Annotated in this window: 19 protein-coding genes and 1 pseudogene; 11 read left to right on the forward strand and 9 right to left on the reverse strand. The window is 64.9% G+C overall.

The window, feature by feature from the left end:
- Positions 1-58: 58 nt before the first annotated feature.
- A complete protein-coding gene (locus ACO2RJ_RS20595) occupies positions 59-1,297 on the forward strand; it encodes an MFS transporter (protein ID WP_244624029.1) in 1,239 nt (412 codons plus the stop codon).
- A gap of 58 nt (positions 1,298-1,355) precedes the next feature.
- Here the strand turns inward: ACO2RJ_RS20595 and ACO2RJ_RS20600 are convergent, their stop codons facing one another.
- The 4 genes from ACO2RJ_RS20600 to ftsH are packed head-to-tail and all read right to left on the reverse strand — an operon-like array spanning position 1,356 to position 8,165.
- Entirely contained in the window at positions 1,356-2,483 is a 1,128-nt protein-coding gene (locus ACO2RJ_RS20600) for an ABC transporter permease (RefSeq protein WP_128778326.1), read from the reverse strand.
- A 2-nt stretch (positions 2,484-2,485) separates the two neighbouring features.
- Positions 2,486-5,251, reverse strand: a complete 2,766-nt coding sequence (gene rbbA, locus ACO2RJ_RS20605; RefSeq protein WP_128778327.1) for a ribosome-associated ATPase/putative transporter RbbA — start codon at positions 5,249-5,251, stop codon at positions 2,486-2,488.
- On the reverse strand, positions 5,241-6,230 hold the full coding sequence (locus tag ACO2RJ_RS20610; RefSeq protein ID WP_128778328.1) for an HlyD family secretion protein: 990 nt from the start codon (positions 6,228-6,230) through the stop codon (positions 5,241-5,243). Before ACO2RJ_RS20610 ends, rbbA begins: the two co-directional genes overlap by 11 nt.
- 60 nt (positions 6,231-6,290) lie before the next feature.
- Entirely contained in the window at positions 6,291-8,165 is a 1,875-nt protein-coding gene (gene ftsH, locus ACO2RJ_RS20615) for an ATP-dependent zinc metalloprotease FtsH (RefSeq protein ID WP_128778329.1), read from the reverse strand.
- 430 nt (positions 8,166-8,595) lie between these two features.
- Between ftsH and ACO2RJ_RS20620 the strand changes: the two genes are divergently transcribed.
- From ACO2RJ_RS20620 to ACO2RJ_RS20655, 8 genes are all read left to right on the forward strand, one after another.
- Complete coding sequence (locus tag ACO2RJ_RS20620) at positions 8,596-9,624, forward strand: ribose-phosphate pyrophosphokinase (protein WP_128778330.1); 1,029 nt, start codon at positions 8,596-8,598, stop codon at positions 9,622-9,624.
- Positions 9,625-9,661: 37 nt separating this feature from the next.
- The gene (locus ACO2RJ_RS20625) at positions 9,662-12,031 is read left to right on the forward strand and encodes a xylulose 5-phosphate 3-epimerase (RefSeq protein ID WP_128778331.1); all 2,370 of its coding nucleotides are present in this window, start codon (positions 9,662-9,664) and stop codon (positions 12,029-12,031) included.
- A gap of 8 nt (positions 12,032-12,039) precedes the next feature.
- Complete coding sequence (locus ACO2RJ_RS20630; RefSeq protein WP_128778332.1) at positions 12,040-13,398, forward strand: MBL fold metallo-hydrolase RNA specificity domain-containing protein; 1,359 nt, start codon at positions 12,040-12,042, stop codon at positions 13,396-13,398.
- On the forward strand, positions 13,395-14,921 hold the full coding sequence (locus ACO2RJ_RS20635) for a thymidine phosphorylase family protein (RefSeq protein WP_152014060.1): 1,527 nt from the start codon (positions 13,395-13,397) through the stop codon (positions 14,919-14,921). Before ACO2RJ_RS20630 ends, ACO2RJ_RS20635 begins: the two co-directional genes overlap by 4 nt.
- Positions 14,922-14,941: 20 nt before the next feature.
- Positions 14,942-15,442 (forward strand): cytochrome b, encoded by a 501-nt coding sequence (locus ACO2RJ_RS20640; RefSeq protein WP_128778333.1) that lies wholly within the window; start codon positions 14,942-14,944, stop codon positions 15,440-15,442.
- A 43-nt stretch (positions 15,443-15,485) separates the two neighbouring features.
- A complete protein-coding gene (locus tag ACO2RJ_RS20645) occupies positions 15,486-16,763 on the forward strand; it encodes an MgtC/SapB family protein (RefSeq protein WP_128778334.1) in 1,278 nt (425 codons plus the stop codon).
- Positions 16,764-16,935: 172 nt separating this feature from the next.
- Complete coding sequence (locus ACO2RJ_RS20650; protein WP_152014057.1) at positions 16,936-17,271, forward strand: hypothetical protein; 336 nt, start codon at positions 16,936-16,938, stop codon at positions 17,269-17,271.
- Positions 17,272-17,361: 90 nt separating this feature from the next.
- Positions 17,362-18,861 carry a multicopper oxidase family protein gene (locus ACO2RJ_RS20655; protein ID WP_128778336.1) on the forward strand — a complete coding sequence of 500 codons (1,500 nt, stop codon included), beginning with the start codon at positions 17,362-17,364 and terminating at the stop codon, positions 18,859-18,861.
- 163 nt (positions 18,862-19,024) lie between these two features.
- Here the strand turns inward: ACO2RJ_RS20655 and ACO2RJ_RS20660 are convergent, their stop codons facing one another.
- Positions 19,025-19,468: a hypothetical protein gene (locus tag ACO2RJ_RS20660; RefSeq protein ID WP_245479722.1), complete on the reverse strand. Its 444-nt coding sequence runs from the start codon at positions 19,466-19,468 to the stop codon at positions 19,025-19,027.
- Between the two features lie 127 nt (positions 19,469-19,595).
- Here ACO2RJ_RS20660 and ACO2RJ_RS20665 point away from each other — a divergent pair, with 127 nt between their 5' ends.
- Positions 19,596-20,759, forward strand: coding sequence for a type II glyceraldehyde-3-phosphate dehydrogenase (locus ACO2RJ_RS20665; RefSeq protein ID WP_245479723.1), 1,164 nt, complete (start codon positions 19,596-19,598; stop codon positions 20,757-20,759).
- Positions 20,760-20,968: 209 nt separating this feature from the next.
- Positions 20,969-22,394: pseudogene (locus ACO2RJ_RS20670) on the forward strand (ABC1 kinase family protein).
- Between the two features lie 13 nt (positions 22,395-22,407).
- On the opposite strand, the gene ACO2RJ_RS20675 reads toward ACO2RJ_RS20670, so the two are convergent.
- The 4 genes from ACO2RJ_RS20675 to glgP are packed head-to-tail and all read right to left on the reverse strand — an operon-like array spanning position 22,408 to position 26,449.
- Positions 22,408-23,079, reverse strand: a complete 672-nt coding sequence (locus ACO2RJ_RS20675; RefSeq protein ID WP_128778340.1) for a DUF6629 family protein — start codon at positions 23,077-23,079, stop codon at positions 22,408-22,410.
- A gap of 1 nt (position 23,080) precedes the next feature.
- Positions 23,081-24,091 (reverse strand): hydroxyacid dehydrogenase, encoded by a 1,011-nt coding sequence (locus ACO2RJ_RS20680; protein WP_128778341.1) that lies wholly within the window; start codon positions 24,089-24,091, stop codon positions 23,081-23,083.
- The gene (locus ACO2RJ_RS20685; protein ID WP_128778342.1) at positions 24,088-24,741 is read right to left on the reverse strand and encodes a CBS domain-containing protein; all 654 of its coding nucleotides are present in this window, start codon (positions 24,739-24,741) and stop codon (positions 24,088-24,090) included. The genes ACO2RJ_RS20680 and ACO2RJ_RS20685 overlap by 4 nt, the downstream gene beginning before the upstream one ends.
- Positions 24,742-24,754: 13 nt before the next feature.
- Positions 24,755-26,449 carry an alpha-glucan family phosphorylase gene (glgP, locus tag ACO2RJ_RS20690; protein WP_206659558.1) on the reverse strand — a complete coding sequence of 565 codons (1,695 nt, stop codon included), beginning with the start codon at positions 26,447-26,449 and terminating at the stop codon, positions 24,755-24,757.
- Between the last annotated feature and the right edge of the window lie 45 nt (positions 26,450-26,494).

Genomic DNA, 26,494 nt, shown 5'->3' on the forward strand with positions numbered 1-26,494 from the left:
CGAATGTCGCCCGTTCCTGTCCGATCAGCCCGCCAGTCTAGTGCCAGGCCAAATCGGCATGGCCGTGGCTGAGCCGGCGCGGCTAACCTGGACCGCGCTGTCGGCGGTGCTCGTCGCGATGTTCGCGATCACGGTCGGCTATGGTGTCGCCTTGCCGATCCTGCCGTTCCTGATCGAACAGGTCGCCGGGAAGACCGCGCCTCAGGCCTTGTCGTGGCATACGGGGCTGCTGACAGGGGCCTACATCATCGCCATCTTTGTCGGCGCTCCAGTCTGGGGACGAATCTCGGATCGCTGCGGACGCAAGCCGATCATCCTGCTGGGCCTGGTCGGCTTTGCAGCGACGACGGGATTTTTTGCCGTTACCGAAAGCCTTCCGCTTCTCTATCTTGGCCGGTTTCTTGCCGGACTTTTTGCCGCCGCCATCACCCCGGTCGCCTATGCTCTCATCGGTGATCATGCGCCGTCAAAAGAATGGCGCGCCCACCGCTTCGCGCTGATCAATATCGCCGGCACTGCCGGGTTCTTCATCGGTCCGCTGCTCGGCGGGCTTGCGGTGCGCGTCGCCGGCAAGCTCTGGGCGCTCTCGCCTGACCGATCGCTGGCGATGCCTTTGCTCACAGCGACAGGCCTGGCGGTCATCGCAGCAATCCTCGTGGTTCTTCTCCTTCCTGCAGGGATAGAACGCAACCGCGTTGATGCGCCACCCGACGCCGCACAGATCGAGCGTCGCGCCATGGTGCGGCTTCTCGCGATCGCGCTCGTGGCCGCTCTCGCGATCGGCGTTTTCGAGGTCGGGCTGGCATTGCGCGGCAAGGTTCTCGGACTCGATGCCGCACATATCGGCATCATGTTCGCCGAATGCAGCCTCGTGATGGCCATCGTCCAGGCCTTGGTGTTCTCGCCTCTCATCAAACCAGAACTCACGCGCTGGTTCATTGCGCCCGGGCTCGCGACCCTGTCCGTCGGGCTCGTCGTCGTCTCGCTCGTGAGCGGCTCGGTCTTGATGTCGATCGCCGTTGCGCTGGTGGCGGCAAGCGCCGGCATGCTCTCGCCAGTTGCCACATACTGGGCGTCCCTCGGCATCGCGACCAGCGAGGGCGCGCAGCTCGGCCGCATGACAGCCGCAGCCAGCCTCGGTCAGGCGCTTGGATCGGTCGCGGGCGGCGCGTTGTTCGATTTGCCAGTCTTGCCCGATGCCAGCTTCGTCCTCGCCGCTCTGCTCGTCCTGGGAACGCTGCTCGCCAGCATGCGCCTGCCCCAGCTCCTGATGCCGGACACGCCCGCGAGCAAATAGCTGCTGGAGACGAATGTGCGCAACCGCGCAAGCCTCGTCGCACCCTTGAACGCAACTCCTACGACTGACGCGACAACATCGCCTTGAAGCGATAAAGCGCAAGCGTAACGAAGGCCGCGCCAAGCCCAGCCATGATCAGAAGATCCCGCCAAACAACGGCGATGCCCGCGCCGCGGTAGAGGACCGCTTGGGCGAAGCGCACGAAATGGGTCGACGGTGAGAGGTCCATGATCGCCTGGAGGGCCCGCGGCATGCTCTCGAACGGCGTGAACGAGCCCGACAACAGAAACATTAGGACAAAGACCGGAATCGAGAGCAGCGCAAATTGCGGCATGGAGTTCGCGACCGTGGCGAGCAGAATGCCGAGCGACGTCACGGCGAAGAGGTAGATCGCCGTTCCAGCGAGAAACAGTTCGATCGAACCGACGATCGGTGTGCGCAGGACGACCTCGACGACGACATGAAGAGAGAAGGCGGCCGCGAGAAGAATGACCAGGCCATTCGCCCAGACCTTCCCGGCGATGATCTCGCTGGCGCTCACCGGCATGACGAGGAGATGTTCGATCGTGCCGTGCTCGCGCTCGCGCATCACCGCGGCGCCAACCAGAATGATGGCGAGAATGGTGACGTTGTTGATGACGCCCATGCTCGCGGTGAAGCTGATCGCTTCGAGATTCGGATTGAACATCGCGCGGATCACGGCATTGACCGGAGCGAGGGTCTCGGCGGGAGCTTGCTTGAGGAAGCTGGTCGTTTCCTGCGCGACAATCTGCTGGATATAGGCCGTGCCGACACCGGCCTGAGAGATGCTGGTTGCGTCGACATTGACCTGGATCGCGGGGCTACGACCGGCCAGGAAATCAGCTTCCAGCCCGTGCGGGATATCGATGATGAAGGTGAAGGCGCCCTTGTCCATCAAGCCGTCGAGGCTCGAGCGGTCGATTTCGACCGGAGGCCGAAAATAGGGTGCCCGCAGCGCGTCCTTGATCCGGCCCGAAAGAGTCGAGCGATCGCCGTCGATGACGGCCACCTTTGCGTCATTGACGTCCGTTCGCATCGCTGTCGCCTCTGAATAAACAGCGAAGGTGAAGACGTAGGCGATGAGCACCACCATCACGACGTCACGCGACAGACTGGCGAATTCCTTGACGCCGAGACGGAAGGCATTTTCGATCCAGCGGCGCATCGCTACGCCCCCTGTTTGCGGATCAGCAGCCGCGCGAGCAGCAGGAATCCCAGCCCGAAACCGGCCAGCACAATGAGCTCGCGGGTGAAGGCGGGTGTGTCGAGTCCCTTGGCGAAGACCCCCAGGCTGATCGTCTGGAACCAGAGCGGGGGGAAAGACAGGCCCATGATGCGCCCCGGGCCCTCCAGCGAGGAGGCCGGGATCAGGAATCCGGAATAATGGGCCGCGGTCATCGCGGTCAGGATCGCGGTGCCGAAGATCGCTGCCACCTGGGTCGAGACGAAGGCCGAAACCAGGAGGCCGAAGGCCGTAGCGGCGAAGACATAGAGGACGGCCGCCAGAGAGAGCGCCAGCAGCGAGCCCTTCGGCACGACGCCGAGTACACCGCCGGCAAAGGCCAGCAAGCTCAGATAACTCAAGATCCCGATCGCGACATAGGGGAGCTGCTTGCCCAGCAGATATTCACCCACCGTCGCCGGCGACGCATAGACGTTCGCGATCGAGCCCATCTCCTTCTCCCGGACGACGCCGAGGGCCGTCAGCATGGCCGGGAAGATGATCAGCAGGAGCATGATCGATCCGGGCGTGATCGCAAAGACGCTGCGGAAATCCTGATTGTAGCGAAAGCGCGGTTCGACCCGCAGCGTCTCCGCCGGCGGCCCGTCTGCCGCGCGCGAGGCGCGCGCGAGCTCGCCGGCATAGGTCTGAAGCGTCCCCAGGATATAGGCGCGAGCGGTCTCGGCGGGGAAGGTGTTGCCGCCGTCGAGCCAGAAGCCGATTTCGGGACGATGCCCTTGCAACAGGTCGCGCCCGAAGCCAGGCGGGATGTCGATGGCGAACTTCAGCTCACCGGCGCGCAAGCGCCGATCGATGTCGATCTCCTCGCCAAGGCGTTCCTGCTCGACAAAATACCGGGAGTTCGAGAACTGATCGAGAAACGCACGGCTTTCCAGCGACTGGTCGCGGTCGAGTACGGCGTAACGCAGGCCTTCGATATCGAAGGAAATCCCGTAGCCGAACGCCGCCATGAGTAGGAGGGGGCCGACGAGCGCGAAAGCCAGCCGAATGCGGTCCCGGCTGAGCTCCAGCGCCTCGCGCCGTGCGAACGTCCAGATCCGCTTCGCCGGCGCCAGGAGCGGCCGTGGCGGCGCAATGGCGTCGTCCTTGGAGGCTGGCGCAGCGGGCTCGGTTGACCAGGCACCCTCACTGGGCGTCTCCGCGTCGGATCCGGTCGCGGCGGCATCCTCCAGGTAGGCGACGAAGGCGTCGTCGAGGCTCGCAGCCCCGCGCGCGGTCTGAAGCTCGTGTGGCGCGCCGACGGCCAGCACCCGACCGGCATGCATGAGAGAGACGCGGTCGCAGCGCTCGGCCTCGTTCATGAAGTGCGTCGAGATGAAAATCGTCACCCCGTCTTTGCGCGACATCTCCACCAAAAGGCTCCAGAAGCGGTCGCGCGCCGCCGGGTCGACACCTGACGTCGGCTCGTCCAGGATCAGGACGTCCGGCCGGTGCAGACATGCCGCCGCCAGCTGAAGCCGCTGGCGCATGCCCAACGGCAATGCGTCTGGCAGCGTCTCGGCGACATCAGCGAGTTCGAAGCGCGACAAGCCTTGTTCGACACGCTCGACGAGCGTCTTGCCGCCAATGCCACAGAGCCGCCCGTGCAATTCGAGATTGCCGCGCACGGACAATTCTTCGTAGAGCGAGAAGGTTTGCGAGACGTAGCCGATCCGCGTCCTAGTCGAGATATCACGGGCGTCCACGGGCTTTCCCAGAAGCTCGGCGCGTCCTTCCGTCGCCGGCAGCAGCCCGGTCAGCATCTTCATCGTGGTCGTCTTGCCGCAGCCATTGGAGCCGAGGAAGCCGAAGATCTCGCCTCGCTCGATGCGGAAGCTCACATGGTCGACCGCGGTGAAATCGCCGAAGCGCATCGTCAGGCCTTCGGCCACGATGGCCGGGGGCCCGCCATCCGGCACAAGACGTGGCACGGACGACACTGGGCGCGCGCCGCGCCGCTCTGGGCGCTGCAGCTCGATATAGGCTTGCTCGAGCGTGGCGGCGCCGGTCCGGGCGAGAAGCTCCGCCTTGCTGCCGTCGGCGATGATCGCTCCATCATCCATGGCGATGATGCGATCGAACTCGCCGGCCTCCTCCATATAGGCGGTCGCCACGATCACCGTCATGGCCGGCCGCTCGGCCTGGATACGCGCGATCAGCGTCCAGAACTGGCGGCGCGACAGCGGATCGATGCCCGTCGTCGGCTCATCGAGGATGAGAAGATCGGGATCATGCACCAGCGCGCAGCACAGGCCGAGCTTCTGTTTCATCCCGCCTGACAGCTTTCCCGCCGGCCTGTCGGCAAAGGTAAAAAGCCCGGTGACCCGCATGAGCTGATCGATCCGTCGACGTCTGCGGCCGTCCGGCTGGCTGTAGAGTCGGGCGAAAAAGTCGATATTCTCCATGACCGAAAGCGTCGGATAAAGATTGCGTCCGAGCCCTTGCGGCATATAGGCGATCCGCGGCGCGGCCGCGCTGCGGTGGGACGCCGAGGCCATGTCACCGCCGAGCACGCGAACCGAACCGCGCTGGATGCGCCGCACCCCCGCGATCAGACCCAGCAAAGTCGACTTCCCAACGCCATCTGGACCGACAATCGCAAGCTTGCAGCCCGTTGATATCAAGAGCCCGAGATCGCGAAGCGCGATCACCTTCCCATAGGCCTGATGGATCGCCGAGAGGCTGACGGCTGCTGCTGACTCAGCCTCCATCGGGCAGCCTCGGCGCAAGCTCGGCCGGCCAGTTCGCGTTGCCCGTCACCGGGACATAGGCGTTGCCGGTCATGCCCGCCTTCACATAGCCCCGCTCGGAGGCCACAAGGGCCGGATCGAGGTGCAGCTTGACGCGATACATCAGCTTCTCGCGTTCGTTCGCGGTCTCGACGAATTTCGGCGTGAACTGCGCGTCGGCGGAGACGAAGGACACGGTCGCCGGCAGGACAAAACCGCCCGGGCCATCCAGCACGAGGCGGGCTTGCGAACCGACGGCCACACGACCAGCGGAGGCCGTCGGCAGATAGATGGTCATGTGCGCATCCGAAAGATCGAAGACGGTGAGGACCCGCCCTCCGGCGCCGACAACCTCTCCGGTTCGCGCCAGCCGGTACTCGACGCGGCCGGACACCGGCGCCCTCAACGTCATGTCGGCGATGGCGGCTTCGATCTGGCTGACCTGCGCCTCGGCGACCTCCACCGAGGCCTTGGCGTCCTCGACTGCGGCTTTCGCGGTCAGCAGCGAGGCTCGTGCGATGTCGCGCTGTGCCGTCCGCCGATCGAGCTCGGCCTGCGTGGAGGTATTCGTCCGCATGAGATCCACGACACGCTGGAGCTCGATTTGCGCGAGATTGAGTTCCGCCTCGCGTAGCGCGACGCTGGCTTCAGCGCTGGCCACGCTCTGATGGCTGCGATGGACAGCAGCTCTCGCCGCCGTCAATTGCGCCCGGATCTCGCTCGTATCGAGCCGGGCGAGGACGTCGCCCTTGCTGACGTTGGCCCCCTCGTCGACCATCACTTCGGCCAGACGGCCGGCATATTTGCTGGTGATGTCGACCCGCTCGACCTCGATCCTTCCATTCACCCGCGCTAACCCCGCAGGCACCTGGTTCTGCGTTCGTAGCCAATAGACGTAGGCGCCGGCCGCAGCGGTGGCGACCAGCACGGCGACGACGACAACGGACGATCTACGCACCATAGATACCCCTGAACAGCGAGCGCCCGCCGAGCAGGCCAATCTGGCAGTTTCCGATCCGCATCATTCGACCAGAGCGAGACCGGGCTTTCGCCGCACCTCGCGCTCGAGCCCCGCGGTCAACGTGGCGAGTTCATCCGGGCCGAGCGTCTCGCGGGCGAGAAGCTCGCGCGCGCTGGCGTCGAGCATTGACCGGTTGCGCTCGAGGATCGCGCGGGCCTTCTGGAAGGCGCTGCTGATGAGGTCCTTCACCATGTGATCGATCGCCTCGGCCGTCTCATCGCTATAGGTACGTGGACGCCAGACCGGGGTTTGGCCGACCAGGAAGCTGCCTGTCTCCGGCTCGTAGGCGACCTGTCCCAGCTCCTTCGACATGCCGAACCGAACCACCATGTTGCGCGCAATGTCCGTCGCTTTGACCAGATCGTCGGCCGCGCCGGTCGAAATCTCGTCGAAGACCAGGCTTTCGGCGGCACGGCCGCCGAGCAGCACCGCCATGCGATCCTCCAGCTCGGACTGGCTCATGAGAAAGCGATCCTCGATCGGCCGCTGCAGCGTGTAGCCCAGCGCCGCGATGCCGCGCGGGATGATCGAGACCTTCTGCACCACGTCTGTCTGCGGCAGGGCCATGGCGACGAGCGCATGTCCCATTTCGTGATGGGCGACGATCTCACGCTCGCGCGGAATGAGAATCCGGCTCTTCTTCTCGAGTCCGGCGACGATACGCTCCACAGCCTGTGTGAAATCGTCGAGAACGGTGGCGCTCGCGCCACGGCGCGTGGCAACAAGCGCAGCCTCGTTGACGAGATTGGCCAGATCGGCGCCGGTAAATCCCGGTGTGAGCGCCGCGACCGCTGCGACGTCGAGATCGGGCGCCACACTGATCTTCTTCAGATGCACGTTGAGGATGTCGATCCGGCCCTGCCGGTCGGGACGGTCGACCAGAACCTGCCGATCGAAGCGCCCGGCCCGCAAAAGCGCCGGATCGAGGATCTCGGGCCGGTTGGTTGCTGCGAGGACGACGATGCCGACGCTGGGGTCGAAGCCGTCCATCTCGGCGAGCAGCTGATTGAGCGTCTGCTCCTTCTCGTCGTGTCCCCCGCCTGGCACATCGATGCCACGCGCGCGGCCCAGCGCGTCGAGCTCGTCGATGAAGACGATGGCTGGCGCCTGCTCGCGCGCCTGCTGGAAAAGGTCGCGCACGCGCGAGGCGCCGACGCCGACGAACATTTCGACGAATTCGGAGCCCGTGATGGAGAAAAAGCGAACGCCCGATTCTCCAGCGACGGCGCGCGCCAACAGCGTCTTGCCCGTTCCGGGCGGTCCGACGAGAAGCAAACCTTTGGGAATGCGTGCGCCGAGCCGGCCAGAGGTTGCCGGGTCCTTGAGAAACCCGACGACTTCGGCGAGCTCCTGCTTTGCCTCGTCGACGCCCGCGACATCCGCGAATGTCACCTTCACGCCCTTCTCCGCATAGACCTTGGCCCGGCTGCGACCAATGCTCATCAACCCGCCATGCTGCCCGGCCATCATCGGGCGCAGCAGAAACATCCAGATCAGCACGAACATCGCGGCCGGCATGAGCCACGACAGCAGGTTTTCGAAAAGGCCGGGCGCCGGTTGCCCGGAGAAGGAAATATTGCGGCGGGTGAGCACATCCGCGATCTGGGGGTCGACGCGAACGGTCGAGAAATGCTGAGGCGCGTCCTTGTCGACCGGCGGCTTATAGGCGCCGGTGATCTCGGTTGGACCGACAATCAGGTCGGTGACACCGTCCTTTTCGATGAGGTTCTGGAATTCGCTATAGGGGATGACCTTGACGTGGTTCTGGCCGACCAGCAGATCACGAATCAGCAGAACGGCGAAAAAAACCGCGATGAAGTAAAGGATGTCGAACTTGAAGACCCGCTTGGCGGGAGCTTTGTTGTCAGTCGCCATCAGCCGCCTTCCCGTACTTCCCTCGTCCGTGACGGGCGCGATCCGGTTGAAATCATCAGCCCCGGAACGTAACCGATCACCACGTCTAATGAGCATCAGGGCCTAGAGAGCTCGCCGACAACGGCGAACCCGTGCCCCCTCCTCGGCGGCGACGATGCGCGTCCGTGCCGGCCGAAACTTTAACTCAAATCAAGGTTGCGCCCGGAAAGTCGCTGCCGGCGAGACCGTCTACCCAGGCATTGAGCGCGACGGGAAAGGCGATTCCACGAGCCCGGACGGTCGGCAGGGACCCGGACAGAACTTAATCTCGATTAAAGAATTGCGGCGCCGCGCAGCCTTATCAGGAACCGAGTCTTCGCCTTCGCGACAGAAATCACGAGCCGACGCCGGGTCCTGCTAAACGCCGAGGCGAGACGACGAAAGATAAAGAATGGCCATTGTCCCCGTCTCGAAGAATTTTCCGCACATTATCATCCCCTTGCCGGGCAATGAGGCCTTCGCGCGCGATCTTGCAAGCGCCGGCGCCGGCGAGGTCGGCGCCATCGAGACGCGCAACTTCCCCGATGGCGAGACCTATGTGCGCCTCGCCTCCGACGTGGCAGGACGAGCGGTTCTGCTGGTTTCGACCCTCGCTCGACCCGACGAAGGTTTCCTGCGCCTCATCTTCCTTGCCGATGCAGCACGCTCCCTCGGCGCGGCCGAGGTGACGCTGGTCGCCCCTTATCTCGCCTATATGCGGCAGGATCGCCGTTTCCAGCCGGGCGAAGCCGTCACGTCGCGCAGCTTCGCGCGCCTGATCTCATCCAGCTTCGACCGGCTCGTCACTGTTGATCCTCATCTTCACCGCTATCCGGCGCTGTCCGCGCTCTACGACATCCGGACGCTGACGCTGCATGCCGCACCGTTGCTGGCCGACTGGATCGCGGCTTCGATCACCAAGCCGCTCGTCATCGGTCCGGATGAGGAAAGCGAACAGTGGGTGTCGGCGATCGCGGCGCGGATCGGCGCGCCGCATGCCGTGCTGCGCAAGATCCGCCATGGCGACCGCGATGTCGAAGTCGCGCTGCCGGACCTCTCGCAATGGAGTGATCTACAGCCCGTACTCGTCGACGATATCGCCTCGTCCGGCAACACTCTCATCGAAGCGGCGCGCCAGCTGCCGTCGCAGGGTTTTACCCGCCCCGACGTCGCGGTGGTGCACGGCATCTTCGCCGGCGACTCCTATGCGCGGTTGGCGCCGCTCTGCGGCAGGATTGTCTCGACTAATTCCGTCAGCCACGCCAGCAACGCGATCGGGCTCGCCCGGCTGATCGCCGATGCGGTCGCTGCCGCAGACACGCCCGGTCCTGGGCCGATCCGCCATCGGCGGCCACCTGAGCCGATCGACGACGTGGAACGGGCGGGCATCGATTCCTTTCCCGCAAGCGACCCTCCACCCTGGACCGGCGGGGTCGAATAGGACAGCCGACACAGAGAACTCAAGGAATGACAAGCGTATGGTCGCAACGACATCATCAGCCGTCGAACACTGGCGCAGCGGCTACGGCCCGATCACGCACGGCGACGAGACGGTGGAGCGCATTCGCACGCTTGCGCAATCGGGGAGATTCGACCCGGAAACGTTTTATCGTCGTCTCGCCGCCGCTGACCGGCTGGCATGTGCCGCGATGTGGACGGTCGTGCACATGACCTATGCCAAGCGAGTCGATCTATCCGGAGCGCCTTTGCCGGCCGACGCCTTCAAGACTGCGCCGGAAGGGCACACCGGCGGATCGCTGAACATGGTGCCCGCCTTTGTCGGCTATCTGACGGCGAACGCCTTGTCGGCCACGACTCGCTCCTGGCTGATGGGACAGGGCCATTGTGTCGCCGCGGTCGAGGCGGTCAACGCCCTCACCGGCGATGTCTCCGACGCGCAAAAAGGCCGCTATGACCGCAGCGAGAAGGGCCTGTCCCAGCTTGCCGCCGATTTCTATTCCTACGCGATCGACGCCGACGGCCGGCCGGCGGTTCCGATTGGCAGCCATGCCGGGCCAAACACGGCCGGCGCTATCTCCGAGGGCGGCTATCTCGGCTTCGCCGAAGTCCAGTATGTCCACGCACCGCTGCCGGGAGAGAGCCTGGTCGCCTTTCTGAGCGACGGCGCCTTCGAGGAGCAGCGGGGCTCGGACTGGACGGCGCGCTGGTGGCGGGCGGAGGATTGCGGCCTCGTCGTTCCCATCATGATCCTCAATGGGCGGCGTATCGAGGAGCGGGCGCAGATCGCGCAGCAAGGCGGCGCGGCGTGGCTTGCCGATCATCTCAGGCTCAACGGCTTCGACCCCTTCGGGATCGACGGCCGTGATCCCGCAGCCTTCGTCTGGGCGATCCTGACGGCGGAGGAACGCCTCGGCCGTTTTGCCGCCGATCCCGCCCGCAGCTATCCTGCTCCCATCCCCTACGCCATCGCCGAAACCGTGAAGGGCTTCGGCTTTCCCGGCGCGGGCACCAATGCCGCGCATAACCTGCCGCTTGCCGCAAACCCGTCGCGCGATCGGGCCGCGCGCGATGCGTTCAATGAGGCGGCGCGGGCTCTGTTTGTCGCGCCAGCCGACATCGCTGCGGCGGTCTCCGCCATCGCCGTCCACCAGGAGCAGAACCGGCCCGCGGCGAGCCGGCATCCGCTGGCTTCGCGCCATCCGCCTCAGCCGATCCAGCCGCAGCCGCAATGGACCGATACGAACGCTCCGCCCGATTGCGCCATGCATGCGCTCGATCGCTGGTTCGTCCGGCTTGTCGATGCCAATCCGGGGCTCAGAGTGCGCGTCGGCAATCCGGACGAGCTGAGCTCCAACCATATGAGCGCGACCCTCGAGCGCCTGCGCCATCGCGTCAACGCGCCGGAGACAGGCGTGGCCGAGGCCTACGACGGCGGTGTGATCACGGCGCTCAACGAGGAGGCGGTCGCCGCCGCGGCACTTGCGAACAAGGGCGGGATCAATCTCATCGTCAGCTACGAGGCCTTCGCGATGAAGATGCTCGGCGGCCTGCGACAGGAAATCGTGTTCGCGCGCCGCCAGCGCGAGGATGGCAAGGAGCCGGGCTGGATTTCGGTGCCGCTCGTCGTCACCTCGCATACCTGGGAGAACTCCAAGAACGAGCAATCGCACCAGGACCCGACCCTCGGCGAGGCGCTGTTTGGCGAAATGTCCGATACGGCGCGTGTGCTGTTCCCTGTGGACGCCAACAGCGCGGTCGCCACGATGGTCTCGGTCTTCGACGGACGCGGGCAAGTCGGCTGCGTGATCGTTTCGAAGCGAGACATGCCGCATCGCTTCGACGGCGAGGCCGCGACCCGTTTCGTGGCCGACGGCGCCGCCCCTGTTTTCGGACAGGCCGGGAGCGCGGAGCTGCAGATCGTCGCGATCGGCGCCTACCAGCTCGAAGAGGCGCTCAAGGCCGCCCGTCGGCTGAAGGCGCGCGGACGGCATGTCCTGGTGACGGCGATCAATGAGCCCGGCCGTTTTCGGATCCCACGCGATCCGATCGAAGCGCGCTTCGTGGCGACAGACGATACGCTCGCGCGCCTCTTTCCGCCCGGCGTCCCGCGCCTGATCGTGTCGCACACCCGTCCGGAGCCGATGCTCGGCCTGCTGCGCCGGCTCGACGAGGGCCCGAAACGGACCGGCGCGCGCGGCTATATCAGCCGGGGCGGCACGCTCGACGTCGCCGGGATGCTGTTCGCCAATCGGTGCTCATGGGCGCATCTGATCGACGCGGCGGCTCCGCTCGCCGGCTGGTCCCGCCACGACCACCTCACGCCTGACGAACGCAACGCCATCGATGGGAAGGGCACACCCGCCGCTCTGTCCACCGCCACGCAGTGAAGGACGACATGCTCACACTCACCTCCCTCGGCGGCGCAGGCACCGTCACCGGCTCGAAACATCTCCTCGCCAACGGCGACAAGCGCATCCTGGTCGACTGCGGTCTGTTTCAGGGCCTCAAGAACCTGCGCGAGTTGAACTGGGAGCCGCTGCCGATCGCGCCGTCGAGCATTGACGCCGTCATCCTGACGCATGCCCATCTCGACCATTCGGGCTACCTTCCGAAGCTCGTGCGTGATGGTTTTCGTGGAAGGATTTATGCGACGTCCGCGACGCGCGACGTCTCGGAGCTCATCCTCAAGGACAGTGGGCACCTGCAGGAAAAGGATGCCGAATACGCCAACCGGAAAGGCTTCTCGAAGCACAAGCCGGCGCTCGCGCTCTACGGCATCCGCGATGCGGAACGCAGCCTCGAGTTCTTCTCGACCGTTCCGTTCGACACACCGACCCAGCTGCCCTTTGGCGCGACCCTGACTTTCCGCCATGCCGGGCATATCCTCGGCGCGGCCACCGCCGAGATCCAATGGGGCGGCCGGCGCGTCGCATTCTCTGGGGACCTCGGACGCTATGACGATCCGGTTCTGCCCGATCCAGCGCCGGTGCCGGAAGCCGACTACGTTCTGATTGAATCGACCTATGGCAATCGTGTTCACGATCCGGCCGATCCGACCGAGGCGCTCGGCGCCGTCGTCGAGCGGACAATCGCGCGCGGTGGGACGGTCGTCGTCCCGGCCTTCGCCGTCGGTCGCGCCCAGTCACTGCTCTATCATCTGTGGAAGCTCAAGACGGCAGGGCGCCTGGCCCAGGTTCCGGTCTATCTAGACAGCCCCATGGCGATCGACGCCACCGACCTTTTGCATGCCCATCGCCAGGATCACCGCCTGACGCCCGAGCAATGCAAGGAGGTCTGCGCGATCGCGACCTACACGCGCGATGTCGAGGCTTCGAAGGCGATTACCGCAAGCCCCTATCCCAAGGTGGTGATCTCAGCGAGCGGCATGGCGACCGGCGGGCGTGTCCTCCATCACCTGAAGACCTTCGCCCCCCATGCCCGCAACACCATTCTTTTCTCGGGTTTCCAGGCAGCAGGCACCCGCGGCCGCGCCATGCTGCAGGGCGCCCAGGAGACCAAAATTCATGGCGAGTGGATTCCCGTCCGCGCCGCTGTCCAGGAACTGTCGATGCTCTCGGCTCATGCCGATTCCAATGAGCTGTTACGATGGCTGTCGGGGTTCCGGCATGCGCCGACCCGCATTTTCATCGTGCATGGCGAGGATGAGGGCTCCGAAGCCTTGCGGGTTCGCATCGACCGCGAGCTCGGATGGAACGCCGTCGTTCCGCGTCAGGACCAGGCTTTCAAGCTATGACGTCTTCCGTCGCGACGATTCCTGCTCAGCCCACGCTCCGAGTCAGGCGCATCCGGCTGCACACGCAGCATCAGGCAGTGGCCGTCATGCGCAGCGATTGCCACGTCTGCCGATCGGAGGGCTTGTCGGCGCGATCGCAGGTGCTCGTGTCGAACGGCAAAGGAGAGGTCCAGGCGACCCTGTTTCAGGTCGATGGCGATGGCCTGATCGCCATCGACGAGGTCGGCCTTTCGGAGACCGCCTGGGAACGGCTCGGGCTCACCGACGGCGATGCGGTCCATGTCAGCCACGCGCCCGCGATCGATTCTCTCGCCAGTGTGCGTCAGCGCATCTATGGCAATCGGCTCGACGCCCACGCCTTTGCCGAGATTCTGCGTGATATCGTTGCAGGGCGTTACACCGAAGTCCACCTTGCGGCATTCCTCACCGCCAGCGCCGCTCTCCCCCTCGACGAGAACGAGACCGTCGATCTGACAGGCGCCATGGTCGATGTCGGGGAGCGGATGCGGTGGGACGCGCCGATTGTCGTCGACAAGCATTGTGTGGGCGGCCTTCCCGGCAACCGGACGACGCCGATCGTCGTCGCGATCGTTGCCGCGAACGGGCTGGTCATGCCCAAGACCTCCTCGCGCGCCATCACTTCCCCGGCCGGCACCGCCGACACGATGGAAACGCTGGCGCCGGTCGAACTCGATCTCGCTACGTTGAGACGCGTCGTCGAAAGCGAAGGGGGCTGCGTCGCCTGGGGCGGCGCCGTGCATCTGAGCCCCGCTGACGACATCTTTGTGCGCGTCGAGCGCGAACTCGATATCGACACCGAAGGGCAGCTCGTCGCCTCGGTTTTGTCGAAGAAGATCGCAGCGGGCTCGACCCATGTCGTCATCGACATCCCTGTCGGGCCGACGGCGAAGGTGCGGGGCGACGACGCGGCCAACCGGTTGGCTTCGCGCCTCGACGCCGTCGCGAAGCGCTTCCGCCTGGCGACGACCTGCGTCCAGACCGACGGCTCCCAACCTGTCGGCCGTGGAATCGGACCGGCGTTGGAGGCTTACGACGTCCTCGCCGTGCTGCAGAACACGCCGGAGGCGCCGGACGATCTGCGCCGACGCGCGGCGGCGCTGGCCGGCGCAGCGCTTGAGATCGGCGGCAAGGCTGCGCGGGGAGAAGGTGTGAACCTCGCACTTGAAACGCTCGCAAGCGGGCGGGCATGGGTGAAGTTCGAGGCGATCTGTCAGGCGCAGGGTGGCTTTCGCACGCCGCCGAAGGCGTCCTACGTCCATCCGTTGACCGCGGCGCACGCCGGTCGCGTCGTTCACATTAACAACCGCAAGCTCTCCCGGCTCGCCAAGCTCGCCGGCGCCCCGGAGGCGAAGGCGGCGGGCCTGCGCATGGCGGTGCGGCTCGGCGACGACATCGATCGCGGGCAACCCCTGCTCCATGTCCACGCCGAAACGACGGGCGAGCTCGCCTACGCGCTCGATTACGCCGCGCGGGCCGGGGATATCGTCGAGGTCGAGGCTTGAGGTGGCTCGGGCCAGGATCGATGCGCCGCGCCGCGCCGCCGGATGGATTTCCCCTCGCCCATCGCCTCATGCATTGGACGGTGCTGGTCTTGTGCCTGGTGCAGGTGCCGACGGCCTGGGCGATCCAGCGCACCCACATGATGCACCTTTTCATGAAGCCGCGCCCCTTTGACCTGTTTCTGCATCAGGTCCATGCCTGGAGTGGCTGGGCCATCCTTGGTCTCGTTCTGGCGCAGTTGGTCCTGCGCTTCGCTTATGGCAGGCCGGCACCTGTCGAGGGCATGTCGGTAGGCGAGCGTATCATCGCCGCGGTCATGCATGCCGCTCTCTACGGTGTCCTGATCGCGCTTCCGGTGACCGGCACGATCGCCATGTATGTGTCGTTCAGGATCGCGCCGCTTCACAGCCTGCTGAGCTGGACATTGCTCACGCTGGTTCTCCTCCATGCAGGTGCCGCGCTCTGGCACCATTTCTGGCGCCGCGACGCGGTCCTTTGGCGCATGCTTCGGGGCGCGCGATGAGGCCCTGTTCGCCCCGTGACCATCGGCTATCGGCAGGCTGGTGATGGAGTCTCTCATCGCCAAACTCGGGCTGGCGCTCGCCATCGGCCTGTTGGTCGGCCTCGAGCGTGGCTGGCGTGAACGCGATGCTCCGGATGGCGCACGGACCGCCGGTATCCGCACCTACGCCATTACAGGACTGCTGGGCGGTCTCACGGCGTCTCTCGCCCTCAGCCTGGAGGCGCCCTCCCTGCTGATCGCAGGGCTCTTCGCCTTCACCGCCGTATTTGCCTGGTACAAGAGTCGCGAAGCCCTTCACGATGCAGATTTCAGCGTCACGGGCGTGGTGGCAGGCATGAGCGTCTTCATGCTCGGCGCGCTGGCGGTCACGGGCGATCAACGCGCCGCGGCCGCTGGCGGCACCGCGCTCGCCGTCATTCTTGCGAGCCGCGACCTCCTCCATGGGCTGGTCAAGCGAATCTCATGGGTCGAGCTGCGGGCCGCGCTCGTGCTCGCGGTCATGACAGCGATCATCCTCCCGCTCCTTCCGGCGCAGGCGGTCGATCCATGGGGCGGCTTCAATCCGCGGCAGGTGTGGATTTTCACGGTCCTCACCGCTGCGATTTCCTATCTTGGCTATATCGCTGTCCGCGTCTTCGGCGCCACGCGCGGCGTGCTGGTCGGCGGATTGGCGGGCGCGGTCGTCTCATCCACAGCGGTTACGCTTGCGCTCGCGCGCACGGCGGCCGCTGGCGGCAATCCATGGCCGCTTGCGGGAGCGGCGACGCTCGCGGCAGCGGTCTCGGTGCTGCGGGTCACCGGAATCGTCGCCATCGTCGCGCCTTCCGTGCTTGGCGTCGCGGGCATTGCAATTCTCGCAGCGGTCGCCGTCTTTGCGATATGCGGAGGCCTTTATCTCACGCGCGGTAATCTCGCGGGAACTGGCGATGGTTCTCCCCGAAATCCGTTCGAGCTCGGACCGCTCCTCCTCTTCGCGGTTGGCTTCGCCGTCGTCTCGACCATCAGCGCTGCCGCCGCTTCGGGACATTCCGCGGGAATGGTGGCGACATCTGCAGTCTCCGGCGTCTTCGATGTCGACGTTGCAGTTCTGAGCGCGCTGCGGCTTCTGGGAGCCTCGGCCGATGTCGAGGCGGTCGGCCACGCCGTGTTGATCGCGCTCGCGACCAATGCCGTTGGCCGCTTGATCGTCGCCGCCGCCACGGGGCCGGTGCGTTTCTGGCTTCCGCTTGCCGGCGCCTCCGCCCTCGCGGGTGCTGCCGGCGCCGCGGCCTTCGCGGCACTGCCGCACTTTACCTGGCCTGGAGCGACACCGATCCTTTGATAATCAAAGCTATCGCCATCTGGGATCATGTCCGATTCTCAACAACACGAAAGCTCAAACAGATTGATCCCGATCAATCGAACACGGGGCGTGGTAAGATAGTCTCGTGAAAACAGGGTTCTCCGCGCAGATGTGGTTACTGACGAGTGTTGTCGGCTCCATGAGAACGGCCTTGGTCGCCGTGCTCGTGCTCGCCTGGCTGGGCATGTCGATGGCGAGCGCGCACGTGATGCCGTGCTCCCATGCAACGCCCTTTGCAGAGCACGTCCGCAGCGTTGACAGCGCGAATCATGACGCCGTCGTCCATTTCGCGGCGAACGCCATCGACAAGCGAGCCGACGCCCGCCCTGCTTCCTGTTGCACGTCGATGTGCAGCCTTTGCAATGCTCCCGTCGCTGCAGGCTCGGGCGAACAGCCCCAGCCGATACTCGTCAAGCATCGGCTCGACCGGGGCGACTGGGTCGCCGGCATCTTTGTCGGCCAGCCGCACGGACCTCCTCGACGCTGATCCAGCCCAACCTCCCCAGTCGGTGCGCGTCGCCACGACGCGCTCAATCAGCTCGCCTGCCCGATGCAGGCACGATGAGGAATCAGCACCATGAACAGACGTAGTTTTCTCAACTCGATGATGGGTGGCGCAGCAGCGCTCGGTGTCGGCGCGCTTGCGCGTCCAGTTACCAGCTGGGCGCAGGCGCCGGGCGATCGTCCGCCAATCAAGCTCGCGGCCACGAGCCGGACGATCGAGGTCAATGGCCGCGCCGCGCGCGTTTTCGGCTTGCTGCAGCCCAATGGCGTGCACGGGCTGACACTGGATGCCGATGCGCACTTCGACGTCGAGCTATCGAACCAGATCGACCAGCCGACGATGATTCACTGGCATGGACTCACGCCGCCCTGGGAGGCCGATGGCGTTCCCGACAATCCGATGCCCTTGCTCAAGCCGGCAAGCAGCCATCGGTACACATTCCCGGTCGGCGACGGCGGCACGCACTGGATGCACGCTCACACGCTGCAGGAGCAGAATCTGTTGGCCGCCCCGCTCATTGTCCGCCGCGCGGCAGACCGCGCGCGAGACGAGCAGGAAGTCGTGATCCTCCTTCACGATTTCTCCTTCACGCCCGTCGAGGAGCTGCTCGCCCGGTTGAAGCAAGGTCAGGATCATGGCGCTGCCATGGACCACTCGGCGATGGGAGCGGGCGGAATGGCGGGCATGCCGATGATGGATCATTCCAAGATGGGTGCCGGCGACATGGCCAAGATGCCCATGGCGGGGATGCCCGGCATGCAAATGGGCGGGATGGACCTTAACGACATCGAGTATGACGCGTATCTTGCTAATGAGCGGACCCTCGACGACCCCGAGATCGTGCGGGTCGAAAAAGGCGGCCGCATTCGCCTTCGCATCATCAATGGCGCAACCGCGACGGGCTTTACCGTCGATACGGGCACTCTTCGGGGCACCCTCGTCGCCGTCGACGGCCAAGACGTTGAACCAATCGTCGGAGCAAAATTCCCGATCAGCATGGGACAGCGCCTCGACATCGCGCTGTCGCTCCCGTCAGGCGGAGGTTCCTACCCCATCCTCGCGATGCGGGAGGGCGCTGTTGAGCGCACCGGCGTGATCCTCGCCACAGCCGGATCCACGGCAAAGCGCGTCGACACTGCGAGCGATGCGCCGGGCCCGATCGTCGGTACCGACCTCGAGATGCGTCTGCGGGCGCGCCATCCACTTGCATCGAGACCGCCCGATCGACGCTTCACGGTGACGCTCACGGGCCAGATGCAAGGCTATGCGTGGGCGATCGACGGCGGCGACGAGCTGCGCGCGCGGCGGCGCCAACGCATCGAGATCACCATGCGGAATGCATCCATGATGTCGCATCCGATGCATCTGCACGGGCACCATTTCCAGGTGACCGCCATCAACGGCACGGAGCTGGGCGGAGCGTTGCGCGATACGGTGCTGGTTCCGCCCGGCGGCACGGTGACGATCGTCTTTGATGCCAATAATCCGGGGACGTGGCCGCTGCATTGCCACCATCTCTACCATATGGCGACCGGCATGATGGCCTACCTCACCTATGAGGACCTTGGCTAGACCACGACAAGCCTGGTGCCGGCATCGCAGCCGGCATCAGGCGTCCGAAGCCATGCGGCCCAGCCGGTGCCGCCCGGATGACTGACCCCCTGCGTTGCGCCCACCACATCGATGGGTGGTCAAAAGCATCGAGCCAAGCAATCCGCAGGCTCCATGCTGCGCTTCATCGACCACTCCTAACGACCAAAAGAAACGCTGTGCAGAGCGCCAACGCGAACGCCGCCGCGATCAGCCAAAGGAAGTTGGAGCCCAACACGATATTGCTGAACAGGAAGCGTCCAAACGCAAGCACGATGCCTGCCGAGGAGCCGAGATAGAGCCAGCGCAGGCGCCCCGTGAGCAGGAAGACGCCGACTCCCACCAACAGGCAGCCTAAACCTGCAATGAATCCGCCCCAGGTGCGAAAAACGATGCGAAGCCAATCGTGAAAGGCCTCTGGCAGCGCACTTGCGTCAACGCCCGTATAGGCAAGGTCCTCGGGTAGCAGCGACGGGCGAAGCACAAGGAAGAATGTCGCGATACCGAGACTGACGACCCCTAGAGCGACAAGCAAGATCCCCGAAAGCGCATCTTTCCTTGGTACCATTGAGAACAGCCTTCGGTTCAATATCTCGCTTATCAGACGGCCCCCAATCCCTTGCCAGGACAATGCCCGCAGACACTCGGCGCTTCGCCGCTGGCGAGCAGTCATAAAGCTAGGACCCGGAAACGCGTTTCCTTAACCTCGATCAAGGATGACTTGCGACGACGCGCGCAGGCTCATGCGGCGGCAACAAGATGATGTCGAGGCGATTTCCACCGATCGACAGGACTGGCGGTGGTCCCTAGGTCAGGCAAACTTCACGAAGGGCGCTTCAATGATAGGACGCAGTCCCGTCCGCGTTGCGGTCAATGGCTATGGCGTGATTGGCAAGCGCGTCGCCGATGCCGTGCGTTTGCAGGATGACATGGAACTCGTCGGCGTATGCGATGTCGCCAGTGACTGGCGCCTGCGCTCGTTGGACCACAAAGGGATTACACTCTACGGAGCCTCCGAGGAGACGGCCCGCAGCATGAACCAGGCTGGCCTTGCGGTCGCCGGCACCCTCAAGGCGCTCGTGCAAGCCGTCGACATCATCGTCGACTGCACACCCAAGCGCGTCGGCGCCGCCAACGTCCAGCATTACCGCGCCCGCGGCATCAAGTTCATCGTGCATGGCGGCGAAAAGCACGCCGTCACAGGGCACTCCTTCGTTGCAGACAGTTCCTTTACGACAGCGGTCGGCCGGGAATCGACGCGTGTCGTGTCGTGCAACACCACCTCCATCGTCCGCACGCTGTCAGCGCTGAAGCGCGCCGGTCTTCTGAAGCGAGCGCGCGGCACGCTCCTCAGGCGCGCCACCGACCCCTGGGAAAGCGATGCGGGCGGCATCATGAACACGCTCGTTCCCGAGGGGGAAATCCCAAGCCATCAGGGCCCGGATGCACGAAGCGTCGATCCGGAGCTCGATGTCGTCACCATGGCCGTCAAGGTGCCGGAAACGCTTGCGCACCTCCATTACTGGGTGGTGCAGCTGACACGCCCGGCAGAGAAGGAAGAGGTGCTTCAGGCCTTCAGGGAATCGTCGCGGATCGCGCTGATCCGAACCGCGGACGGCCTCACCGCCATTAACACCGTCAAGGAGCTGATGGCCGACCTCGACCGCCCACGCGACAATCTCTACGAAGTGGCGCTTTGGGAAGACATGCTACGCACGGAAGGCGACGAGCTGTTCTATGCCTATATGGTCGACAATCAGGCCATCGTCATTCCCGAGACGATCGACGCGATCCGCGCGCTGACCGGTCTCGCATCGGACGCTCACAGCTCCATCGCGCGCACGAATGCCTCCCTCGGCATTCGGCAGCGGTTTTTCTGACGCGATGGCCGGAGTCCGTGATCAATACGGGCCGCCCCCTAAGTGATAGCCCGTTTCTTCAAGATCGTTGCCTCAGCATCCTCGCTGATCCTGCTCTATCTGGGCGCCGTCGCGGCGTCAGCGCCGATGCGTCGGCCCTGCCGCTGCGCCTGCGCCGGGCGCTCGACGATCTTGGCGCGACCTTCCTCAAGGTCGGCCAGGCCCTCAGCATGCGGCCAGACCTCCTCCCGGAGCCCTATCTGAGGCAGTTGCGGGACCTGCGCGAGCATGCCCGGCCGTTCTCGGCGCAGGAGGCCAAGCGCGAGCTGGACCGCGCCCTGCGACGCCCGCTTGACGAGGTCTTCCGGACATTCGAGAGCGAACCTTTCGCCGCTGCCTCGATCGCCCAGGTCCATCGCGCCACCTGCGCGACGGACAGGACGTGATCGTGAAGATCCGGCGCCCGCAGATGCGCGAGCGCATCGACGGCGACATGCGCATTCTGACTGTCGTTGCCAAATGCGCCGGCGCATTGGTTCCCGGCCTGCGCCGCTTTCAACTCCAGCGCCTTGCCGGCGAGATGTGGGACAATCTCATTCGCGAGACGGACCTCCTACAGGAAGCCCGCAACATCCGCCGCTTCGGCGAGGCCTACAAACAGCGCTCGGACGTCTATGTGCCCGCAGCGTTCGAAGCGCTGTGCAGCGAGGCGATCCTCGTCCAGGTGATGAGCCATGGCCGATCGATCGAGGATCCAGTCGCGGTGCGGGACGGTCCCAGGATCGCGGGCGTTCTGGTCGATTTCTATCTCGAGCAGCTGTTGAAGACGGGCTCTTTCATGGCGATCCGCATCCCGGCAACCTCTTCCTGATGGAGGACGGTCGACTCTGCTTTCATGATTTCGGGCTCGTCGGTTATCTCGATCGCACGACTCGGCGCAACCTCGGGATCTTCCTTCAGGCCTTCGTTCAACAGGACGCCGGATGGATGCTCGACGCGGCAATCGAGCTTTCTCTGATCGACCGCAAGGCGGAACGAACGCCTTTCGTGCGGGGCATCGAAGAGATACTCAGCGACTATTCATCGCTGCCGCTGAAGGATTGGTCGATCGCCGATGCCTTCCTCAGAGTGATGCGGCTCGGCGATGGCGCCCATGTCGCCGTGCCCTACAATCTCATGGTCCTGGTGCGCGCGCTCTTCCTCATCGAGGGTTGCCTGCGCCGGCTGGATCCGGACTTCAACGTCCTTGACAACCTCATCGCCAAGGGCGAGGCCGCTATCGCTCACACCCTGGGCGGCCGGCCCGATCGCGCCGCGATGGCGCGTCTCAAGACCGAGCTGGCGCTTTCAGCCCAGGACCTGCCCGCGCTGCTGGCCTCGCTCCTGCATCGCGCCCATGAAGACGGAAAAACACCAGCTTTCGGCCTGCGCGTCGAGCATTCGGAAGAGATGGAGCGGGGGCTTGATCGACGCGCGGGACTCATGGCGCTGGCGCTCCTGGCGATCGGCATCCTCATCGCCTCCGCGCTGCTCGCGCTGGCGCGCGTCGGACCGGTCGTGCTCGGCGTGCCAGCAGCCGCCCTGGCCGGATTAGCCGTGGCGCTCTGGCTTTGCCGTCGCGTCGTGCGATCGGCGAACTCGCTCTGGCGGCGCTGAAGCTCCCGCGCGATCACGCCAAGGCGGGCGTGGGCCGCCGCCGGCGCCACATCAGCGCCAGCAAATAGGCGGAGATCACCGCACCGCCAAAGCAGAATACCGAAATATAGGCGAAGGAAAAGAACACATAGGTGACGATGAGGACGGCAGCGACGAGCAGGCCGAACACCTTGATCTCCCAGCCGCGCACCAGCAGGAACGGGACAATGATGACGCTCACGTAGACCGCGTAGGTCACGGTCCGCGACACGAGCCCGTCGAGCAGGTTGATGTCCTGGTAGCGGACGGCCCAACGCAGGAAGGTCGTCGTCAACCAGCCGTCGTGAACAAAGTACGGAATGAACTGCAGGCCGCCCAGCATCGCGCCGGCGATGACGAACAGCAGGATGACGTTCCGCCGCGCGCCGCTTTCGAGGAAATAGGCCGAGACCGGCACCCAAATCGGCCAGGCGATCCAGGTGAAAAACATATAGAGGAGCGAGTATTGTGCGACGTGATGCGCATTGCCGGCACGGCCCTCAATCCAGATCAGCCCTTCCACCAATTGCTGCAGTCCGAAGAGAAAAGGCAGAGTCGCGATCATCAGGTAGCGGCGATCCCGCCGCCAGGCGGAGGCGGCGGCAACCGCCCCGGTCGGGATGAGAACGGCCGCGGCGCCCAGACTGACCTCTGCGGACAGGCACATCTCAGCCAGCCTGGACCAGGTTGACGGAGCGACCCGCCGCGAACCCTTCGATGTTGGCGATAGTGGTCTCTATGATCCGCCGGAGAGCAGAGTCGGTGTTGTAGGCATTGTGCGGCGTGATCAGAACGTTCGGAAATCGCAGCAGCACATGGTTGGCGACCAGCGCCTTGAGATCGGACGCATCAACCGCCTTGTCCTGGCGGAAGATCTCGGCTTCTTCCCGGATCAGCGGCTCCTGGGGTAACACGTCGAGACCAGCCGCCCGCAGCTTGCCGCTTGCCAGCGCCCGCACCAGCGCCTCGGTATCGACCACGTTGCCGCGCGCCGTGTTGATGAGGATGGCGCCATCCTTCATGGTTGCGAACTGCTGGTCGCCGATCAGTCCCACGGTCGTCGGCGATGACGGCACATGCAGCGTCACGACATCGGCGAGCGCCAGGATTTCGTCGAGCGCGCCATAGGTGAATCCCAGCCGCGTCGCGGCCGCGTGGTCCTCGACTTGGTCGAAGGCCAACACCTTCATGCCGAAGCCGCGCGCGATCTCAATCGTGCGGCGGCCGATGCGCCCCGTCCCGACGACCGCGATGACCTTGTCGCGCAATTCGAGACCGCGCACTCCAGCCATCGAGAAGCCGCCACGGCGGGTCAGCGCAACGCTCTCGACAATGTTGCGGGCGAGCGCCAGCAGGAGCGCGAAGGCATGCTCGGCGACCGTCGCATCCCCATAGTCCGGGACATTGGCAACGGCGACCCCCTGTTCGCGGCAGGCGTCGAGGTCGATATGATCGTATCCCGCCGATCGGGTCGCAATGAGCTTCAGATCGGGCAGTCGGTTGATGATGCGGGCATCGAGGCGCGAGGCCACGAAGGGGCTGATTGCCTCGGCATCCTTGAAGTCATCGACTGTCGAGATGTTGAGCGGAACTGTCGTGCAGCGGACATCGTGCAGGCGCATCAGTGTTGCGCAAGCCTTCTTTTCCCAATCCTCCGCCTCGAACAGAACAACCCTCATTCACGCTCCTTCTCGACCGTCAGTTCGTCCTTAAACCCCGATCCGACGACGCTGTCGACCACCATCCGCACGACCTCGAGCTCTGCGGGCGATCCCATTGCGCCGGCCACGCGCACCCTGCCAGCCTCGACGTGAAGTTCCGGCTGACGGCTCAAGACGTTCCCGGCCTCCGCGAGGCGGGCGTGTAGCGCGCGGCGGACCGCCTCGTCGCCCCTGATTTCGGCGTCCGGCCCGCCCGTTGCGATGACCTTGAGCAGATCCGCCCGGCTGACGATGCCCACCAACTGCGGGTCGCGGACAACCGGCAGGCGCTTGATCCGGTGAACGCCGAGCAGCATCGCCGCCTTGGATAGCGGGGCGTCTTCCCCGATCGTGAGGACTGGCGACGACATCAGCGCGCCAACCTTCCAGCTCCGGCTTTGGACATAGGCACGGGCGCGCTCCGGCGCCCCTCCCTCGCCGAGCGGTGTTCCAAGCTCGGAGCGTCGCAGCAGGTCGCCCTCGGTCACCAAGCCGACCAAGGCCCCGCCGTCATCGAGCACCGGCAGGCCGCTGACATGTTCGGCGAGCATGATCTGCGCTGCGTGCCAGACGCTGTGCTCGGGGCTGATCGTCACCAGCCGGGTCGACATCACATCGCGCACATACATCGCTCGTCCCCCGTCAACGCAGATAGGCTTCGGTGACGTAGCGCCGCATCATCCGATGAGAATTGAAGGACGGGCCGATCTTGCTGATCGCCTGCTTCATCATCCAGATCCAGCGTCCACGATCACTGTGATAGAGCGGGAGCACCACATCCCGCAGCTTCTGGTAAAGCGCGCCCGCATCGCTCGCCTCGGCGCCGTTGCCGGCGATCGACCAGCCCGTCACGCCGTCGACGCATCCCTCGACCCACCAGCCATCAAGGACGCTCAGATTGAGCGCGCCGTTGATGGCCGCTTTCATGCCGCTGGTGCCCGATGCCTCGAGCGGCGGCTGCGGCGTGTTCAACCACACATCGCAGCCGGCCACCAAAGCCGCGCCGATGTCGAGATTATAACCGGGTATGAACGCGGCAGGGATCACGCCGTCGAGCGCATCGATATGCGCTCCAAGCGCCCGGATCGCCTCCTGCCCGCCGCCGTCGCTCGGATGCGCCAGGCCGGCGAGAACGATCTGGAACGGTTGACCTTTGGCGATCTCGCGCAGCCTTCCCATGTCGGAGAAAATGAGTTCGGGGCGTTTGTAGGCCGTCATGCGCCGCGCATATCCAATCAGCGGCAGGTCGAGACGCAACTGCCTCCGGTTTGTCTGAGCGATCCGCGCCAGCAGATCGCTCTTGGCTTCCTCGTGGGCCGACCACAGTGCCCCATCGTCGATTTGATCGGCGAAGGCGAGCACTTCCGGCTCATGCGCCCAATTGGAAAACTGCTGCTCGAAGAGCCTGGCGATTGCGCCATGCGTCCATCGATGCACATGAACGCCGTTGGTGATCGAGGCGATCGTATAACCTGGAAAGAGCTTTCGCGTCGTCTCGGCGTGCCGGCGCGCGACGCCGTTCACATAGCCGCTGAGGTTCATCGCCAAACGAGTCATGTTGAGCCGATCAGAGCCGGCGAGGCGCGTCAGGACATCGCGCTCGACATAGTCGCCAAGCACACGCTGAACGAGGTCATAATCGAACTTGTCGAAGCCGGCTTCCACCGGCGTGTGCGTCGTGAACACGCACCGCTCCCGGACTCCCGGGATGTCATAGCCAAGCATCGGGTCCGCGGCGCGGCCACCGTCGAGTTGCTGGGTCGCGCGCAGCAGGGGCAAGGTCAGCAGGGCCGCATGACCTTCATTGAGATGATATTTCTCGATGCTGAAGCCGAGCGCGCGCAGCACGCTCTGACCGCCGATCCCGAGCACGATCTCCTGCTTCAGTCGATAAGCTTGATCGCCGCCATAGAGCGCATCGGTGATCCGGCGGTCCTCGATCGCATTCTGATCGAGATCGGTGTCGAGCAGCAGAACTGGAATGACATGCCCGAGGGGGCATTCCAATGCATGAAGCCACGGGCGCACCCAGACGGAACGCCCTTCGATCGATACGGCCACCATCTGTGGCAACGCCGTCGCAAAGTCCTGCGGCGACCACGGATCGGGATGACCGACTTGCGCATGGCGCGCGTCGATCTCCTGCCGCACGTAACCCTGGCGGCTCACGAGCGTGACGAACACCATAGGCAGATCGAGGTCCGCCGCCGAGCGTGCCGAATCCCCGGCGAGCACACCCAGCCCGCCACTGTAGGTGTGCATCTCGGTGCGAAGCGCGATCTCCATCGAGAAATAGGCAAACCGCGCGCGACGGATCGATCGATCGAGGAAATTCAACTGTGCACCTCCGGCATGAGGCCGGCCCCACGCGTCGGCGCGCTT

Source organism: Hansschlegelia sp. KR7-227 (assembly GCF_049446035.1).
Taxonomy (GTDB): domain Bacteria; phylum Pseudomonadota; class Alphaproteobacteria; order Rhizobiales; family Methylopilaceae; genus Methylopila.

Bases quoted from the DNA above. Each gene is read 5' to 3' on its own strand.
- ACO2RJ_RS20595 (WP_244624029.1), top strand. From the start codon at position 59: ATGGCCGTGGCTGAGCCGGCGCGGCTAACCTGGACCGCGCTGTCGGCG.
- ACO2RJ_RS20600 (WP_128778326.1), bottom strand. From the start codon at position 2,483: ATGCGCCGCTGGATCGAAAATGCCTTCCGTCTCGGCGTCAAGGAATTC.
- rbbA (WP_128778327.1), bottom strand. From the start codon at position 5,251: ATGGAGGCTGAGTCAGCAGCAGCCGTCAGCCTCTCGGCGATCCATCAG.
- ACO2RJ_RS20610 (WP_128778328.1), bottom strand. From the start codon at position 6,230: ATGGTGCGTAGATCGTCCGTTGTCGTCGTCGCCGTGCTGGTCGCCACC.
- ftsH (WP_128778329.1), bottom strand. From the start codon at position 8,165: ATGGCGACTGACAACAAAGCTCCCGCCAAGCGGGTCTTCAAGTTCGAC.
- ACO2RJ_RS20620 (WP_128778330.1), top strand. From the start codon at position 8,596: ATGGCCATTGTCCCCGTCTCGAAGAATTTTCCGCACATTATCATCCCC.
- ACO2RJ_RS20625 (WP_128778331.1), top strand. From the start codon at position 9,662: ATGGTCGCAACGACATCATCAGCCGTCGAACACTGGCGCAGCGGCTAC.
- ACO2RJ_RS20630 (WP_128778332.1), top strand. From the start codon at position 12,040: ATGCTCACACTCACCTCCCTCGGCGGCGCAGGCACCGTCACCGGCTCG.
- ACO2RJ_RS20635 (WP_152014060.1), top strand. From the start codon at position 13,395: ATGACGTCTTCCGTCGCGACGATTCCTGCTCAGCCCACGCTCCGAGTC.
- ACO2RJ_RS20640 (WP_128778333.1), top strand. From the start codon at position 14,942: ATGCGCCGCGCCGCGCCGCCGGATGGATTTCCCCTCGCCCATCGCCTC.
- ACO2RJ_RS20645 (WP_128778334.1), top strand. From the start codon at position 15,486: ATGGAGTCTCTCATCGCCAAACTCGGGCTGGCGCTCGCCATCGGCCTG.
- ACO2RJ_RS20655 (WP_128778336.1), top strand. From the start codon at position 17,362: ATGAACAGACGTAGTTTTCTCAACTCGATGATGGGTGGCGCAGCAGCG.
- ACO2RJ_RS20665 (WP_245479723.1), top strand. From the start codon at position 19,596: ATGACTTGCGACGACGCGCGCAGGCTCATGCGGCGGCAACAAGATGAT.
- ACO2RJ_RS20675 (WP_128778340.1), bottom strand. From the start codon at position 23,079: ATGTGCCTGTCCGCAGAGGTCAGTCTGGGCGCCGCGGCCGTTCTCATC.
- ACO2RJ_RS20680 (WP_128778341.1), bottom strand. From the start codon at position 24,091: ATGAGGGTTGTTCTGTTCGAGGCGGAGGATTGGGAAAAGAAGGCTTGC.
- ACO2RJ_RS20685 (WP_128778342.1), bottom strand. From the start codon at position 24,741: ATGTATGTGCGCGATGTGATGTCGACCCGGCTGGTGACGATCAGCCCC.